Origin of the sequence: Citrobacter sp. Cs237 (genome assembly GCF_030332325.1) — a bacterium.
Classification (GTDB): domain Bacteria; phylum Pseudomonadota; class Gammaproteobacteria; order Enterobacterales; family Enterobacteriaceae; genus Citrobacter_A; species Citrobacter_A sedlakii.
The window spans coordinates 69,342-86,280 of the sequence record NZ_JAOWIB010000099.1; the positions used below are offsets into that span (position 1 = coordinate 69,342).

16 protein-coding genes and 2 tRNA genes are annotated in these 16,939 nt (G+C 55.1%); 7 read left to right on the forward strand and 11 right to left on the reverse strand.

The window, feature by feature from the left end:
* Positions 1-297: 297 nt before the first annotated feature.
* From OGY07_RS08865 to ppiC, 4 genes are all read left to right on the forward strand, one after another.
* Positions 298-1,437, forward strand: a complete 1,140-nt coding sequence (locus OGY07_RS08865) for a sugar diacid recognition domain-containing protein (protein ID WP_286600027.1) — start codon at positions 298-300, stop codon at positions 1,435-1,437.
* Positions 1,438-1,556: 119 nt separating this feature from the next.
* Entirely contained in the window at positions 1,557-2,825 is a 1,269-nt protein-coding gene (locus tag OGY07_RS08870; RefSeq protein WP_042292830.1) for a GntP family permease, read from the forward strand.
* Positions 2,826-2,832: 7 nt separating this feature from the next.
* On the forward strand, positions 2,833-3,978 hold the full coding sequence (locus OGY07_RS08875; RefSeq protein ID WP_286600029.1) for a glycerate kinase: 1,146 nt from the start codon (positions 2,833-2,835) through the stop codon (positions 3,976-3,978).
* Positions 3,979-4,078: 100 nt separating this feature from the next.
* Complete coding sequence (gene ppiC, locus OGY07_RS08880) at positions 4,079-4,360, forward strand: peptidylprolyl isomerase PpiC (RefSeq protein ID WP_001140251.1); 282 nt, start codon at positions 4,079-4,081, stop codon at positions 4,358-4,360.
* 64 nt (positions 4,361-4,424) lie between these two features.
* Here ppiC and ilvC read toward each other — a convergent pair whose 3' ends face one another.
* Entirely contained in the window at positions 4,425-5,900 is a 1,476-nt protein-coding gene (ilvC, locus tag OGY07_RS08885; RefSeq protein ID WP_060569253.1) for a ketol-acid reductoisomerase, read from the reverse strand.
* 152 nt (positions 5,901-6,052) lie between these two features.
* On the opposite strand from ilvC, the gene ilvY reads away from it, so the two are divergent.
* A complete protein-coding gene (gene ilvY / locus OGY07_RS08890; protein WP_042292841.1) occupies positions 6,053-6,943 on the forward strand; it encodes an HTH-type transcriptional activator IlvY in 891 nt (296 codons plus the stop codon).
* Here the strand turns inward: ilvY and ilvA are convergent.
* The 7 genes from ilvA to ilvL form a co-directional block, all read right to left on the reverse strand.
* On the reverse strand, positions 6,940-8,484 hold the full coding sequence (gene ilvA / locus OGY07_RS08895) for a threonine ammonia-lyase, biosynthetic (protein ID WP_286600044.1): 1,545 nt from the start codon (positions 8,482-8,484) through the stop codon (positions 6,940-6,942). The two genes, ilvY and ilvA, sit on opposite strands and share 4 nt — an antisense overlap.
* Positions 8,485-8,486: 2 nt before the next feature.
* Positions 8,487-10,337 carry a dihydroxy-acid dehydratase gene (gene ilvD / locus OGY07_RS08900; RefSeq protein WP_042292842.1) on the reverse strand — a complete coding sequence of 617 codons (1,851 nt, stop codon included), beginning with the start codon at positions 10,335-10,337 and terminating at the stop codon, positions 8,487-8,489.
* 62 nt (positions 10,338-10,399) lie between these two features.
* Positions 10,400-11,329: a branched-chain-amino-acid transaminase gene (gene ilvE, locus OGY07_RS08905; protein ID WP_042292843.1), complete on the reverse strand. Its 930-nt coding sequence runs from the start codon at positions 11,327-11,329 to the stop codon at positions 10,400-10,402.
* A gap of 19 nt (positions 11,330-11,348) precedes the next feature.
* The gene (gene ilvM, locus OGY07_RS08910) at positions 11,349-11,612 is read right to left on the reverse strand and encodes an acetolactate synthase 2 small subunit (protein ID WP_042292846.1); all 264 of its coding nucleotides are present in this window, start codon (positions 11,610-11,612) and stop codon (positions 11,349-11,351) included.
* Positions 11,609-13,255, reverse strand: a complete 1,647-nt coding sequence (ilvG, locus tag OGY07_RS08915; protein ID WP_286600035.1) for an acetolactate synthase 2 catalytic subunit — start codon at positions 13,253-13,255, stop codon at positions 11,609-11,611. The genes ilvM and ilvG overlap by 4 nt, the downstream gene beginning before the upstream one ends.
* A 2-nt stretch (positions 13,256-13,257) precedes the next feature.
* Positions 13,258-13,308, reverse strand: a complete 51-nt coding sequence (ilvX, locus tag OGY07_RS23375) for a peptide IlvX (RefSeq protein ID WP_204375586.1) — start codon at positions 13,306-13,308, stop codon at positions 13,258-13,260.
* An 86-nt stretch (positions 13,309-13,394) separates the two neighbouring features.
* Positions 13,395-13,493, reverse strand: a complete 99-nt coding sequence (gene ilvL, locus OGY07_RS08920; RefSeq protein ID WP_001311244.1) for an ilv operon leader peptide — start codon at positions 13,491-13,493, stop codon at positions 13,395-13,397.
* Between the two features lie 351 nt (positions 13,494-13,844).
* Here ilvL and OGY07_RS08925 point away from each other — a divergent pair, with 351 nt between their 5' ends.
* On the forward strand, positions 13,845-15,365 hold the full coding sequence (locus OGY07_RS08925; protein ID WP_286600037.1) for a YifB family Mg chelatase-like AAA ATPase: 1,521 nt from the start codon (positions 13,845-13,847) through the stop codon (positions 15,363-15,365).
* Positions 15,366-15,390: 25 nt separating this feature from the next.
* On the opposite strand, the gene maoP is transcribed toward OGY07_RS08925, so the two are convergent.
* Positions 15,391-15,729 carry a macrodomain Ori organization protein MaoP gene (maoP, locus tag OGY07_RS08930; RefSeq protein ID WP_042292859.1) on the reverse strand — a complete coding sequence of 113 codons (339 nt, stop codon included), beginning with the start codon at positions 15,727-15,729 and terminating at the stop codon, positions 15,391-15,393.
* Between the two features lie 118 nt (positions 15,730-15,847).
* On the opposite strand from maoP, the gene hdfR reads away from it, so the two are divergent.
* A complete protein-coding gene (gene hdfR, locus OGY07_RS08935) occupies positions 15,848-16,681 on the forward strand; it encodes an HTH-type transcriptional regulator HdfR (protein WP_042292860.1) in 834 nt (277 codons plus the stop codon).
* A gap of 95 nt (positions 16,682-16,776) precedes the next feature.
* Here hdfR and OGY07_RS08940 read toward each other — a convergent pair.
* Positions 16,777-16,852, reverse strand: a tRNA-Trp gene (locus tag OGY07_RS08940).
* An 8-nt stretch (positions 16,853-16,860) separates the two neighbouring features.
* Positions 16,861-16,937, reverse strand: a tRNA-Asp gene (locus OGY07_RS08945).
* Positions 16,938-16,939 lie beyond the last annotated feature (2 nt).

Genomic DNA, 16,939 nt, shown 5'->3' on the forward strand with positions numbered 1-16,939 from the left:
AAGAAAAGAACACGGCGCTGGCGTGCAAGAAATGATTAATTTCCGAACAATATCCTACGTCGATCACATCGAAAAAAAAGACGGAACAGGCGAACAGAAACAGAATTAATCATTTGAGTTTAAAGGGAAAACAGAGGATACAAGCTTTCTGGGGCATTTTTATTTGTATAAACCGACAAAAAAGAGGCCGTACTGCCCGCTTTCTTTGTCTGTTCACCCGAAACATTTCACCACTGGATACGCTAATAGATCGGATATGGGCCACATATTGCGCCCGCCTTTCATGCTGAGCATAAAATGAACAAGATTCACGCTAATTATTACCTGCAAGACTCTACCGCACGCCAGATAGTTCAACGCACAATGGGGATTATTCCGTACTCGGTAAATGTGATGAACGAGCATGGGATGATCATTGCTTCCGGGGAAGCCTCACGTTTACATCAACGCCATGAAGGCGCGGTACTCGCATTGACCGAAAACCGGGTCGTCGAAATTGATTCCGCGACCGCCAATAAGCTTAAAGGCGTTAAGCCCGGCATCAATTTACCGATTAATTTTCGCGACCAGCTGATTGGCGTACTGGGCATTACCGGCGAGCCTGGTGAAGTGAAGGCATATGCGCAGTTGGTGAAGATGGCTTCGGAATTAATCATCGAACAAATGGCGCTCCTCGAGCAAAAACAGTGGGATAAGCGTTACCGCGAAGAGCTGATTAATCAGCTGATTTTGCGCGATCCGCCGCCGGACTCGCTGAACGCGGTGGTCTCATGGTTGGGAATTAATCTCCAGCTTCCGCGGGTGGTGATTATTATGGAACTGCAACAACCGGATCGCGACGCGCTGCGTAATCTGATGGAGTATTTTGAATATCGCGCCCGCGACCATTTGGTCACGTTTTCCGACTTTAATGAGCTGATAATCTTAAAACCTATCGCGCTAAAAAACGGCGTCTGGCATAAATCGTTGGAACTAAGCGATCTGCAGAGATTTAAACATTACGCACAGTCCTGTGGTTTTTCCCGACTGATCGTCGGCGGCTATTTCACCGGAGAAAACGGCCTGCGTCGCTCTTTTCAGACCGCGAAATCCACCCAGGCCATGGCGAAAAGACTGAAGTTGAAGCATCAGTTCATTTTTCATGACGACTATGCGCTGGCGTCATTATTGGGCGGGCTTTCCGGTACCTGGCAAGCGGAAGAATTATCCAAAATCTGGCGCGATCTGGTTACCCAGGACACCAAAGGCGTTCTGCAAAAAACGCTACAGCATTATTTTGAGCATAATTGTGATCTTTCGCAAACAGCGACCAGCCTGCATATTCATGTCAATACATTACGCTATCGACTGCAGCGAGTGGAAGATATTACAGGAATACAAATCAATAACTTAAAACAGTTACTCTGGTTGTATATCGGCATGGAGTTACAGCGCTGAACTGTATTTTCCTCCAAATTTTTCGCCGTCTGGCGCCGTATTTTTAGCCGATACACACAAGTCTAACGCGGCTGCTTTCTCCATACTGCCCCCTGTTATTTTCATGGAGAAAGCAGAAGATGGTTTCAATAACAGCAACTGGCGCCATCATCGCACTCGTGGTGGCGATCGTTTTAATTTTACGCAAAGTCTCGCCGGCTTACGGCATGATGGTCGGCGCGCTGGTAGGCGGTCTGGTCGGCGGCGCCGATCTGGTGCAAACCGTGACGCTAATGGTCACCGGCGCGCAAGGCATTACCAATGCCGTGCTGCGCATTCTCGCGGCAGGTGTACTGGCCGGCGTGTTAATTGAATCCGGCGCGGCAAACACCATCGCTGAAACGGTAGTGAAAAAAGTGGGCGAAAGCCGGGCGCTTTTAGCCTTAGCCATTGCGACGATGATTCTGACCGCCGTCGGCGTATTTATCGACGTGGCGGTTATCACCGTTGCACCGATTGCCCTGTCTATTGCCCGTCGCGCCGGTTTGTCGAAACTCGCCATTCTGCTGGCGATGATTGGCGGCGGTAAAGCGGGTAATGTGATGTCGCCTAACCCCAATGCCATCGCCGCGTCGGACGCCTTTCATGTTCCCCTCACCTCCGTGATGATGGCCGGGATAATCCCCGGTCTGTTCGGCCTGATCGTGGCTTATTTCCTGGCAAAACGTCTCAGCCAGAAAGGCCTGATGGTGATGCCCGACGAAGTGATTTCACACGACAACCACGGCAAGCAGCCGGGATTTCTTGCCGCTATCAGCGCGCCGCTCGTCGCCATTGTGCTGCTGGCGCTACGACCTGTTGCGGGTATCGCCATCGATCCGCTGATTGCCCTGCCCGTCGGTGGGTTAGCCGGTGCGATCCTGATGGGCAGGTTTAAGCAAAGTAACGCCTTTATGATGTCCGGGCTTACGCGCATGGCGCCGGTAGCCATCATGCTGCTCGGTACCGGTACGCTCGCCGGGATTATCGCCAACTCGGAACTGAAAGATGTGCTCATTCATGGGCTGACCTCTTCCGGTCTGCCTTCTTATCTGCTGGCCCCTATTTCCGGCGCGATCATGTCTATGGCAACAGCGTCCACTACGGCGGGAACCGCCGTTGCCGCCGGGGTATTCAGCCAGACGCTGCTGGGTCTTGGCGTATCAGCCCTTGCCGGTGCCGCCATGATTCACGCTGGCGCAACCGTACTGGATCACCTGCCCCACGGCAGCTTCTTCCACGCCACGGGCGGCAGTGTCGGCATGCCGATCCACGAACGGTTAAAACTGCTGCCTTATGAAACCCTTGTCGGTTTTGTTATCGCCCTGATTTCCACACTGATGTTTGGCGTCTTCGGACTTGCCGGGTAAGGACACGATGAAAATAGTCATTGCACCAGATTCATTTAAAGAAAGTTTATCGGCCATGCAGGTGGCCACCGCTATCGAGCAGGGATTTCGTGAAATTTATCCCGAGGCCGAGTATGTCAAATTGCCGATGGCAGACGGCGGCGAAGGTACCGTCGAGTCAATGGTTGAAGCAACCGAAGGCCATTATCTGTTCCAGAATGTGACCGGACCGCTGGGAACGCCAGTACAGGCGCGCTGGGGTATGCTGGGAGATGGGAAAACGGCAATCGTTGAAATGGCCTCCGCATCCGGACTGCATCATGTCCCGCCAGAATGCCGTAACCCTATGCTGACCACCAGCTATGGCACCGGCGAATTGATCCTTGCCGCGCTGGACCACGGCGTTGAGCGCATTATTCTCGGGATTGGCGGTAGCGCCACCAATGACGGCGGCGCAGGTATGCTACAGGCACTTGGTGTGGCGCTGCTTGATACAAACGGGAAATCGCTTCCTTTCGGCGGCGGCGCGCTAAGCGACCTGGCCATCATCGATGCCTCAGGCTGCGACGCTCGACTGAAAAACGTTTCTGTCACCGTCGCCTGCGACGTTAACAATCCACTCTGTGGCGCAACAGGAGCGTCAGCCATCTTCGGCCCGCAAAAAGGGGCAACGCCGGAAATGGTTGCCTCCTTAGACGCTGCGCTGGCCAACTTTGGTAAACGGCTTCAGGGCGCAACCGGACGAAACGTGATGACGACGCCTGGCGCAGGCGCCGCTGGCGGCATGGGCGCGGCGCTGTTAGGGATACTGAACGCGGAGTTAAAGCCGGGAGTGGAGATTGTTATTGACGCGCTGCATCTCGATAGCCTGGTCGCGGATGCCAGCCTGGTGATCACCGGTGAAGGTCGTCTTGATAGCCAGAGCATCAGCGGTAAAACGCCGATTGGCGTCGCACGCTGCGCTAAGCGGTATCAGAAACCGGTGATCGCGCTGGCGGGCGGCTTAACGACCGATCACCAGATTGTGCATCAGCACGGGCTGGACGCGGTGTTCTCCGTGCTGACGCGAATCGCCACGCTGCCGGAAGCGCTACAGGATGCGGAATACAACCTGCGCGTTTCGGCACGCAATATTGCCAGCGTCTGGAAATTATCACAGCAGCAGATGCGCTAATCTTCAGCCAGGCCAGCAAGCAGTAGCTGGCCTGGATATTCTTTCTCACCAGCCCCGTGCTAAAATCGCCCGCTTCATTCATCCCACGCAAGGCACGATCATGGCAAAAACAGCAGCAGCACTGCATATTCTTGTTAAAGAAGAAAAACTGGCGCTGGATCTTCTTGAGCAGATTAAAAACGGCGCCGACTTCGGCAAACTGGCGAAGAAACACTCAATCTGTCCGTCTGGCAAACGCGGCGGCGACCTGGGCGAATTCCGTCAGGGCCAGATGGTTCCGGCATTCGATAAAGTGGTCTTTTCCTGCCCGGTACTGGAACCAACCGGTCCGCTGCACACCCAGTTTGGCTACCACATCATTAAGGTGCTGTACCGTAACTAACAAAAAACCCGGTGTCTTCAAACACCGGGTTTTTTTATCTTTGCCGGATGCTGGCTTCGCGGAATTAGCCAGCGACAGCGATACGCTTCATATCGGTCATATAGCCGCGCAGTTTCTTACCTACCTGCTCGATAGCATGGCCGCGAATCGCCTCGTTCACATCGCGCAGCTGCGCGTTGTCTACCGCCCCTTCCGCAATCGCTTTGCCCAGATCGCCCGGCTGCAGGGTGGTCATGAACTCTTTCAGCAGCGGTACGCAGGCGTAAGAGAACAGGTAGTTGCCGTACTCGGCGGTATCAGAGATAACCACGTTCATTTCGTACAGACGCTTACGGGCGATGGTGTTCGCGATCAGCGGCAGTTCGTGCAGGGATTCGTAGTACGCAGACTCTTCGATGATGCCGGAATCCACCATGGTTTCGAACGCCAGCTCAACGCCCGCTTTCACCATCGCGATCATCAGTACGCCTTTATCGAAATACTCCTGCTCACTGATTTTGCCTTCATACTGTGGCGCCGTTTCGAACGCGGTTTTACCGGTTTCTTCACGCCAGGTCAGCAGTTTCTTATCGTCGTTCGCCCAGTCCGCCATCATGCCGGAGGAGAACTCGCCGGAGATGATGTCGTCCATGTGTTTCTGGAACAGCGGCGCCATGATGGTTTTCAGCTGTTCGGAGAGCGCGTAAGCACGCAGTTTCGCCGGGTTGGACAGGCGGTCCATCATCAGCGTAATGCCGCCCTGCTTCAGCGCTTCGGTGATGGTTTCCCAGCCGAACTGAATCAGTTTTTCCGCGTATGCCGGGTCGGTGCCCTCTTCCACCAGCTTGTCGAAGCACAGCAGAGACCCCGCCTGCAGCATGCCGCACAAAATGGTCTGCTCGCCCATCAGGTCAGATTTCACTTCCGCAACGAAGGACGATTCCAGCACGCCCGCGCGGTGGCCACCGGTCGCTGCCGCCCATGCTTTGGCAATCGCCATGCCTTCGCCTTTCGGATCGTTTTCCGGGTGAACCGCGATCAGGGTCGGCACGCCGAAGCCACGCTTGTACTCTTCGCGTACTTCCGTACCCGGGCACTTCGGCGCCACCATCACCACGGTGATGTCTTTACGGATCTGCTCGCCCACTTCAACAATGTTAAAGCCGTGAGAGTAACCCAGCGCGGCGCCGTCTTTCATCAGCGGCTGTACGGAACGCACCACGTCAGAGTGCTGCTTGTCTGGCGTCAGGTTTACCACCAGGTCCGCCTGCGGGATCAGCTCTTCGTAAGTCCCTACTTTAAAGCCGTTTTCGGTCGCTTTACGCCAGGACGCACGCTTCTCGGCAATTGCTTCTTTGCGCAGGGCGTAAGAGATATCCAAACCGGAGTCACGCATATTCAGGCCCTGATTCAGACCCTGCGCGCCACAACCGACGATGACCACTTTTTTACCCTGAAGGTAGCTCGCGCCATCGGCAAATTCATCGCGACCCATAAAGCGGCATTTGCCCAGCTGCGCCAACTGCTGGCGCAGGTTCAGTGTATTAAAGTAGTTAGCCATGGGTGATACCTCGTGATGTTGTGTGTCTTATTGTTCGGTTCGCGTTTCAGCGAGAATGTACCCACATTACAACAGGAAATTTATTGCGGAAATTGATATATTCACAACGTCATGTTGCAATTTTTGCAATGTAAAAAGAGGGAGTGGAATCGGTGGATTTACGCGATTTGAAAATGTTCCTGCATCTGGCGGAAAGCCGTCACTTTGGCCGCAGCGCCCGGGCGATGCACGTCAGCCCGTCCACGCTTTCCCGACAGATACAGCGCCTTGAGGAAGACCTTGGCCAGCCGCTGTTCGTGCGCGACAACCGCACCGTCACGCTCACGGAAGCGGGCGAAGAGCTACGGGTCTTTGCCCAACAGACCTTATTGCAGTATCAGCAACTGCGGCACACGCTCGATCAGCAGGGACCGTCGCTCTCCGGCGAGCTGCATATTTTCTGCTCCGTGACCGCCGCTTACAGTCATTTGCCGCCTGTTCTCGATCGCTTTCGCGCGGAGCACCCCTCGGTGGAAATTAAACTCACCACGGGCGACGCCGCCGACGCGATGGAAAAGGTGGTGACGGGCGAAGCGGATCTCGCCATTGCCGGGAAACCTGAAACGCTGCCCGGCGCGGTGGCATTCTCGATGCTGGAGAATCTGGCGGTGGTGCTGATCGCCCCGGCGCTACCCTGCCCGGTACGCAGTCAGGTCGCGGTGGAAAAACCCGACTGGTCGACAGTGCCGTTCATCATGGCTGACCAGGGGCCGGTGCGCCGCCGCATTGAGCTGTGGTTTCGCCGCCATAAAATCAGTAACCCCATGATTTACGCAACCGTCGGCGGGCATGAAGCGATGGTGTCGATGGTCGCGCTCGGCTGCGGCGTGGCGCTGCTGCCGGAAGTGGTGCTGGAAAACAGTCCTGAACCGGTACGCAATCGCGTGATGATTTTAGAACGTAGCGACGAAAAAACTCCGTTTGAGTTGGGGGTGTGCGCAACGAAAAAGCGGCTGCATGAGCCGCTGATTGACGCGTTCTGGAAGATATTGCCGAACCACTAGCCCGCCAGGAAGAAACGGAACGCCGGGTTTTGAGTTTCGTCGTGACACTCATAGCCCAGTTCGTTCAGGCGCGTTTCGAAATCCGGCTCGTGATCGCCCAGTTCGAAGGCTGCCAGCACGCGCCCGTAGTCGGTGCCATGGCTGCGGTAATGGAACAAAGAGATGTTCCAGTGGGTGCCGAGCGTATACAAAAACTTCAGCAAGGCGCCGGGAGATTCCGGAAACTCGAAGCTGTAAAGTCGTTCTTTCAGCGGCTTAGATGGACGCCCGCCGACCATATAGCGCACATGGAGCTTCGCCATCTCGTCGTCAGAGAGATCGACCACGCTGTAGCCGCCGTCATTCAGCAAATTCAGGATCTCTTTGCGCTCTTCCAGACCGCGGCTTAAACGCACGCCGACAAAAATGCAGGCATCCTTGGCATCGGCAAAACGGTAATTAAACTCGGTCACCGAACGACCGCCGAGCAGCTGGCAAAATTTCAGAAAGCTGCCCTTCTCTTCCGGAATGGTCACCGCCAGCAAGGCTTCACGCTGTTCACCCAGCTCGCAGCGCTCGGAAACGTAGCGCAGGCCGTGGAAGTTAACGTTAGCGCCAGACAGCACGTGCGCCAGACGTTCGCCGCGAATGTTGTGCTGGGCGATATATTTTTTCATGCCCGCCAGCGCCAGCGCGCCGGACGGTTCCGCCACCGCACGCACGTCCTCGAACAGATCTTTCATCGCCGCGCAGATAGCATCGCTATCAACCGTGATAATATCGTCAAGATACTCCTGGCACAGACGGAAGGTTTCATCGCCGATGCGTTTGACCGCCACGCCCTCGGCAAACAGCCCCACACGCGGGAGATCGACCGGATGCCCGGCATCGAGCGCCGCTTTCAGGCATGCAGAGTCTTCCGCTTCAACGGCAATGACCTTGATCTGCGGCATCAGCTGTTTGATCAGCACCGCCACACCTGCCGCCATGCCGCCGCCGCCCACCGGCACGAACACGCGATCAAGGTGAGCGTCCTGCTGGAGCAGTTCAAGCGCCAGCGTCCCCTGCCCGGCAATCACCATCGGGTGGTCGAACGGCGGCACCCAGGTAAAGCCCTGCTGCTGCGCCAGTTCGATCGCTTTGGCTTTCGCCTCATCAAAATTCGCGCCGTGTAGCAGGACTTCTCCGCCAAAACCGCGCACCGCATCCACTTTGATATCAGCAGTCGCAACCGGCATGACAATCAGCGCCTTCACGCCCAGACGCGCAGAGGAAAACGCCACGCCCTGCGCATGATTGCCCGCCGACGCGGTGATCACACCGCGCGCTTTTTGTTCCTCGGTTAAGCCCGCCATCATCGCGTAAGCGCCGCGCAGCTTAAAGCTGTGCACCGGCTGGCGGTCTTCGCGCTTCACCAGGATGACGTTGTCGAGGCGCGAGGAGAGTTTTTCCATTTTTTGCAGAGGCGTGACCTGCGCCGCTTCATAAACCGGCGCGCGCAGCACCGCCCGGAGATATTCCGCCCCCTCGGGGGCGGCTGATAAGGGTTGTGACTCGGCCATCATTAGCCCCCAAGTTTGGATTTATCGCGCACCGCGCCTTTGTCTGCGCTGGTCGCGAGGCTGGCGTAGGCGCGCAGGGCAAACGACACCTGACGCTGACGGTTTTTCGGCGTCCAAGCTTTGTCACCGCGCGCTTCCTGCGCTTCACGGCGCGCCGCCAGTTCGGCGTCGCTCACCTGCAACTGAATGCCACGGTTAGGGATATCAATGGCGATCAGATCGCCATCTTCAATCAGGCCAATATTGCCGCCGCTTGCCGCTTCAGGGGAAACGTGGCCGATGGAGAGACCAGAGGTCCCGCCAGAGAAACGACCATCGGTGATCAGCGCACAGGCTTTGCCGAGGCCCATGGATTTCAGGAAGCTGGTTGGGTAGAGCATTTCCTGCATTCCCGGACCGCCTTTCGGCCCTTCGTAGCGGATCACCACAACGTCGCCTTCCACCACTTTGCCGCCGAGAATGGCTTCTACCGCGTCGTCCTGGCTTTCGTAGACTTTCGCCGGGCCGGTGAAAGTCAGGATGCTGTCGTCCACGCCTGCGGTTTTTACGATGCAGCCGTTTTCCGCGAAGTTACCGTACAGTACCGCCAGACCGCCGTCTTTGCTGTAGGCATGTTCCAGCGAGCGGATACATCCTCCCGCGCGATCGTCGTCCAGTGTCTCCCAACGACAGTCCTGCGAGAACGCTTTGGTGGTGCGAATACCAGCGGGACCGGCACGGAACATCTGCTTCACGGCCTCATCCTGCGTCACCATCACGTCGTACTGCTCAAGCGTTTGCGGCAGCGTCAGCCCCAGTACGTTTTTCACGTCACGGTTCAGCAGCCCCGCACGATCCAGTTCGCCGAGGATCCCCAGCACGCCCCCCGCACGGTGGACATCTTCCATGTGGTATTTTTGGGTGCTTGGCGCCACCTTGCACAATTGCGGCACTTTGCGGGACAGCTTGTCGATATCGCTCATGGTGAAGTCAATCTCCGCTTCCTGCGCGGCGGCCAGCAGGTGCAGAACGGTATTGGTTGAACCGCCCATGGCGATATCCAGCGTCATGGCGTTTTCGAATGCTGCCTTGCTGGCGATGTTGCGCGGCAGCGCGCTGGCGTCGTCCTGCTCGTAGTAGCGTTTCGTCAGCTCAACGATGCGTTTGCCGGCGTTAAGGAACAGCTGTTTACGGTCAGCATGGGTCGCCAACAGCGAACCGTTCCCCGGCTGGGAAAGGCCCAGCGCTTCGGTCAGGCAGTTCATGGAGTTGGCGGTGAACATTCCGGAACAAGAACCACAGGTCGGGCAGGCAGAGCGTTCAACCTGATTGCTTTGGTCGTCAGAGACTTTTGGGTCTGCGCCCTGGATCATCGCGTCGACCAGATCGAGTTTGATGATCTGATCGGACAGTTTGGTTTTCCCGGCTTCCATCGGACCGCCGGAAACAAAGATCACCGGAATGTTCAGGCGCAATGAGGCCATCAGCATTCCCGGGGTGATTTTGTCGCAGTTGGAGATACAAACCATCGCATCAGCGCAGTGGGCGTTCACCATGTACTCGACTGAATCGGCGATCAATTCGCGGGACGGCAGCGAATAAAGCATCCCTCCGTGGCCCATGGCGATACCATCATCCACGGCGATGGTATTGAACTCTTTCGCCACGCCACCTGCGGCTTCTATCTGTTCGGCAACCAGTTTACCGAGATCCCGCAGGTGCACGTGCCCCGGCACGAACTGGGTAAACGAGTTCACGACCGCAATGATCGGCTTACCAAAATCGTCATCGGTCATTCCAGTGGCGCGCCACAGCGCGCGGGCTCCCGCCATATTGCGGCCATGAGTGGTGGTGGCGGAACGGTACTTAGGCATACTTTTTACTCCCAGTGTCTGTCTGTGAAATGGGACGGTGCGTGCCGTCCCATTTTTTATTCTTAGTGATTAACCTGATCCAACCAGCCGTATTTATCTTCCGTTTCACCGGTGAAGAGACCGAAGAAGGCTTGCTGAATGCGCTTCGTGACCGGACCGCAGCGGCCTTCGCCTACCTGGATTCCGTCAACGCTGCGCACCGGGGTGATTTCCGCCGCGGTACCTGACATAAACACTTCGTCAGCCAGATACAGGGATTCGCGGGACAGGACCTGCTCGCGCACTTCGATACCGAGGTCTTTCGCCAGTTTGATGATCGCGTCGCGGGTGATACCCGGCAGCGCGGAAGAGGTAAACGGCGGCGTGAACAGCACGCCATCTTTCACTTCAAACAGGTTTTCGCCTGCGCCTTCGGAGATATAGCCATTCACGTCCAGGGCGATACCTTCCTGATACCCATGGCGGCGGGCTTCGCTGCCCACCAGCAGAGAGGAAAGATAGTTGCCGCCCGCTTTCGCCGCCGTCGGAATGGTATTTGGCGCTGCGCGATTCCAGGACGACACCATCGCATCGATCCCCTGTTCCAGGGCTTCGGCGCCCAGGTATGCGCCCCATGGGAACGCTGCGATGATCACGTCGGTGTTGTATCCCGGAGGTGGGTTCACGCCCATGCCAACATCACCGACAAACACCAGCGGACGTATGTAGGCGCTGGTCAGGTTGTTTTTACGGATCACGTCGCGACAGGCTTCCATCAATTCGTCCACGCTTTGCGAAACCGGGAAACGATAAATTTTGGCTGAGTCATGCAGACGCTGCATGTGTTCACGATGACGGAACACCACCGGTCCTTTGTGAGAGTCGTAGCAACGGATACCTTCAAACACGGACGTACCGTAATGCAGCGCGTGGGACATCACGTGGACTTTCGCGTCCTCCCAACGAACCATCTCCCCATTGAACCAAATGTAATCAGCTTTTTTCGTCGTCATTTTTTTCTTCCTGTCGCGCTCAAGCACGGATTTGTTGTGATGTGGTTGTGCTCTGGCAGATGGCAACATGTGCAACGTCTACCAGTTTTGTTAACTGACTAAACAGTAAGTCGACCGACCGAGGACTGGCAACGGTTAATTCGATATTGATGTTTTGCGCATCGCTGGCGGCTTCCATATTCATGGCGCATACCTGAAATCCGCGATGACGGACCACGCGCAATACGCGTTCTAACGTTTCGGGATTAAAGCGAGCTTCAACGGCGACCTGATGTTGCATCATAATGTTTTCTCCAGCATTTCAGAGTTGCTGGCGCCAGGCGGCACCAGAGGCCAGACATTCTCAAGTTCATTGATTGAGACATGAAGCAGGTATGGCCCCTCGCTGTTCAGCAGGGTGTCGAGTGCCGCTTCAACCTGGTCTTTACGGGTGATGTGTTGGCCAGGGATGCCGAAAGCGCTGGCTAACATAAGGAAATCGGGGTTATCGGTCAGAGTGGTTTCGCTATATCGTTCTGCAAAAAACAGTTGTTGCCATTGTCGAACCATCCCTAACCGTTGGTTATCCAGTAATACCATCTTCAACGGTAACTGCCTGCGTTTTACGGTGCCTAACTCCTGAACGTTCATCATGAAGGAGCCATCACCGGAGATACAGATTACGGTATCGTTGGGCCGCGCAACCTGTGCGCCCACCGCAGCCGGTAAGCCAAACCCCATGGTGCCTAATCCGCTGGAGGTGATGAAATTCTCCGGACGGGTATAAGTCATGTGTTGCGCTGACCACATCTGGTGCTGGCCGACATCGGTTGTCACCACGCAGTTTGCCGGTTTACGTTCGGACAGCTGCTTCAACAGCAGCGGCGCGTAAATGGCATCGCCCGGATGGTCGTAGCGCCAGCCGTGTTCCGCTCGCAGCTCCGCGTTACGCTGGCGCCACGCATCGATATTTACCGGTTGCTGTAATGCAGGCAGAAGGGCATTTAAATCACCCTGCAGCGCAACGTGGGCCTGGCGCAGTTTATTCAGCTCAGCCGGGTCGATATCCATATGAATCACACTGGCGTGCGGCGCGAAAGTATTTAATTTGCCAGTCACCCGGTCATCAAAACGTGCGCCGATCGCAATCAGTAAGTCGCACTCCTGTACCGCGAAATTTGCCGCTTTGGTGCCATGCATACCAAGCATCCCCAGGTAGTACGGATAGTCAGCCTCCACGGCGCCCAACCCTTTCAGCGTACAGGTAACGGGCATTTGTGTTGTCGCCAGAAACTCACGCAGCGCCGGTACCGCCTGCGCCATTCCTACGCCGCCGCCGACATACAACATAGGTTTTTGCGCCTGCGCCAACATAGCGCGAGCTTGTTCAACTTCTGCATGGGGGAAAGCCGCTTCGCTTTCAACGGTGGTGAAATATGGTTCCAGCGCACCGCTGGCTAACTGGATATCTTTCGGGATATCGACCAGTACAGGACCGGGACGGCCGGAACGGGCGACGTCAAACGCCTCTGCCATGATGCGTGGCAATTCTTCCAGCGACTGCACCAGGAAACTGTGTTTGGTGCAGGCCAGCGAAAGACCTAATACATCCACTTCCTGAAATGCATCAGTACCGATGAACGGCGCAGAAACCTGCCCCGTGATAGCCACTACCGGAACGGAATCCAGCAGCGCATCCGCCAGGCCGGTGATCAGGTTAGTCGCCCCCGGACCGGAAGTGGCGATACAGACTCCGGTTTTACCTGTAGCGCGGGCGTAGCCAATAGCGGCCATCGCAGCACCCTGCTCATGGCGGCACAACAGGTGCTCCACGCCACCGTCATACAACGCATCGTAGACCGGCATAATTGCGCCACCGGGATAGCCGAAAACGGTCTCGACACCCTGCGCACGCAACGCATGTACCACCCACTGTGCTCCATTCATAGTTAGTTCCCCGCCGTAAATCCTGAGAAACAGAATTTTATGCTGTTATTCATTATCTGCTCCTCGATGATAGTTTTAAGGTCAAAAAAAACCCCCGGACCTTTCGGTGCGGGGGTCTTAGTTCGTTAAGGCTTGATTTCTAAGCCTTTCCTCGTCCAAGTGCAGCCCCGCACGGTGGGATAATAATCACCACCACGCTAATCACGACCAGGCTAATCACTCGTAGAAGGGCTGTCATTTTTGTCGATTCTTGCATCTTGTTCGAAGGAATGCCTAAAGAGTTACCATAGATTTTGCCGATTGCACAAGATTTTTTTGGTTTGTTTTTTCCGTCGCTGCTGATGCTTTAACGTAACGTCGTTGTTTTTTATACAAAAAGTGATATTTGAAAAAAATTCACCTTGCACGGGTAACTCGCTGTTTCCGTTGTGCAACATACCTGTCTGATCGCCTTTTGCGAGCAGTCTTCCGGAATACGGTTCTATGCTTTCAAATTCAGTAAAAATACCGGAATCCCCCTCGAAAAAACGCAAAATTACACAACATTCACCCTAACGCGTACGCCATAATCATGGCCTCTGGAGGGGCTATGTCACTGTCAATTGTTCATACGCGAGCTGCGCTCGGCGTTAACGCGCCGGCTATCACAATCGAAGTCCATATCAGTAACGGGCTCCCAGGCCTGACGCTGGTGGGGCTACCGGAAACCACCGTAAAGGAGGCCCGGGATCGGGTTCGTAGCGCTATTATCAATAGCGGGTATGAATTCCCGGCTAAGAAAATCACGATTAATCTTGCCCCTGCCGATCTCCCCAAGGAGGGAGGGAGATACGATTTACCTATCGCCGTTGCGCTTCTGGTGGCTTCTGAGCAGCTTAAGACCCATAGGCTTGATCAATATGAGTTAGTGGGCGAATTAGCGCTTACAGGCGCGCTACGTGGCGTTCCTGGCGCCATCTCCAGCGCTACCGAAGCGATACGCGCAGGAAGAAGCATCATCGTTGCAAAAGAGAATGAAGACGAAGTAGGATTGATTGACGGCGATGGCTGTCTGATAGCCGACCATCTGCAGGCAGTCTGCGCATTTCTGGAAGGCAAGCAGCCGCTCAATCCCCCTTCCTCGAGCGTATGGGGTTCTTCGCCCACTCACGACGATATCAACGATATTATTGGCCAGGAGCAAGGTAAGCGCAGCCTGGAGATTACGGCGGCAGGTGGACACAACCTGCTTCTTATTGGCCCTCCGGGCACCGGTAAAACAATGCTTGCCAGTCGGCTTAATGGATTACTACCACCTCTAAGTAACAAAGAGGCGCTGGAAAGCGCGGCAATCCTTAGCCTGGTTAATTCAACCAGTGTGCAAAAGCAGTGGAAACAGCGCCCCTTTCGATCGCCACATCACAGCGCATCCCTGGCGGCAATGGTCGGTGGCGGCTCCATTCCCGGACCCGGTGAAATTTCTCTGGCGCATAACGGCATACTTTTTCTCGATGAACTCCCCGAATTCGAACGACGCACATTAGATGCGTTACGTGAGCCGATAGAGTCCGGGCAGATTCACCTTTCGCGCACGCGGGCTAAGATCGCCTATCCGGCGCGTTTTCAATTGGTTGCGGCAATGAACCCCAGCCCTACCGGACATTATCAGGGAAAACACAATCGATGTACGCCAGAACAAACACTGCGCTATCTTGGCCGGCTGTCCGGACCGTTTCTCGACCGCTTCGATCTTTCGTTGGAGATCCCGTTGCTACCTGCAGGTATGCTCAGTCAGACCGAAGTCAAAGGTGAAAGTAGCGCTACGGTTAAGCAGCGGGTCATCGCTGCGCAGGAACAGCAGTACAGGCGCCAGGGTAAACTCAACGCACATTTGCAAAATAAAGAAATTCGTCAGCATTGCCCGTTGAACAACGAGGATTCGCAGTGGCTGGAAGAAACGCTCATCCATCTGGGGTTGTCTATCAGGGCGTGGCAACGTTTGTTGAAGGTTTCCCGGACCATTGCCGATCTCGAACAGGCGGAAGGGATCACTCGCCAGCATTTACAGGAAGCAGTGAGCTACCGGGCCATAGACAGGTTGCTTGCTCATCTGCAGAAACTCCTGACGTAAAAAAAGGGCTTACGCCCTTTTTTCGTTAGTCATCAGACTCAGTGTAGTCTTCAGCCCCTTCCATCTGCGGTTTACCGCCTGACAGGGTGTGGAAACGTTTTGGACGCTTGATGCGCGACATGTATTTAGACCATACACGTTCCGCTTCGGTCACCGGCTCGCGTTCACCACGGCATACCGCCACAAAGAGTTTCTCTTCCTCGGTAACCGGCTCACGCTTGCCAAGATCCAGCTCGTTGAAGGCATAACCATGACGCTCAAGCAGTTGTGCCTCTTTGATGGTGAAATCACCATGACGAGAGAACCCGCGTGGATAATATTTGTTGTCGAAATATCGATTAGTCGTCGTAAAGCTTTCCGCCATCCTGCACGCTCCTAATTCTTTGGCCGAGCTATTTATGGCGCGGAGTATTAGTTACGCTTGACAGAGTGTAAAACAAAACATTTAAATCATAACGACAAATAATTTTGCGGAGAGCACTGTGGATACGGAATTGCTAAAAACTTTCCTGGAAGTGAGCCGGACACGCCACTTTGGCCGGGCTGCGGAAGCACTCTATCTGACACAGTCGGCGGTGAGCTTTCGCATCAGACAGCTGGAAAACCAGCTGGGCGTGAACCTTTTCACACGCCACAGAAACAATATCCGCTTAACAGCAGCGGGGGAGAAGCTTTTACCCTATGCCGAAACGCTGATGAATACGTGGCAGGCGGCCCGCAAAGAAGTCGCCCATACCTCAAGGCATAATGAGTTCTCTATCGGTGCCAGCGCTTCTTTGTGGGAGTGTATGCTCAATGACTGGCTGGGTCGGCTATACCAGACACAAGAGCCGCAAACCAGCCTGCAATTCGAAGCGCGTATTGCCCAGCGCCAGTCTCTGGTCAAGCAGTTACATGAGCGTCAGCTTGATCTGCTGATCACGACCGAAGCGCCGAAGATGGATGAATTCAGTAGTCAGTTACTTGGGCATTTCACCCTGGCGTTGTACTGCGCGCGCCCTTCTACGCTAAAGGATGCGTTGAATTATTTGCGGCTGGAGTGGGGTCCGGACTTTCAGCAGCATGAAGTGGGTCTGATCGCCTCGGATGAAATACCCGTGCTAACCACCAGTTCCGCCGAACTGGCCAGACAGCAACTGTCGGCGTTGAATGGTTGCACCTGGTTACCCACAGCATGGGCTAAGGAAAAAGGCGGTTTGCATACCGTTGCCGACAGTGCAACGCTATCGCGTCCGTTATACGCCATATGGCTACAGAATAGCGATAAACATGCGCTGATCAGAGATCTTTTAAAAACCGTCGTACTGGAAGAATAAAACAATCAGGAGGCAAGGATGCCGATAAGAAGGGATGGTGAATTTACTGTTTTACAAACAAAAAAAATCCTTAGCAAATGCTAAGGATTATTTTATGGCAGGGGCGGAGAGACTCGAACTCCCAACACCCGGTTTTGGAGACCGGTGCTCTACCAATTGAACTACGCCCCTAATTAGGGTGGCGGAACGGACGGGACTCGAACCCGCGACCCCCTGCGTGACAGGCAGGTATTCTAACCAACTGAACTACCGCTCCAC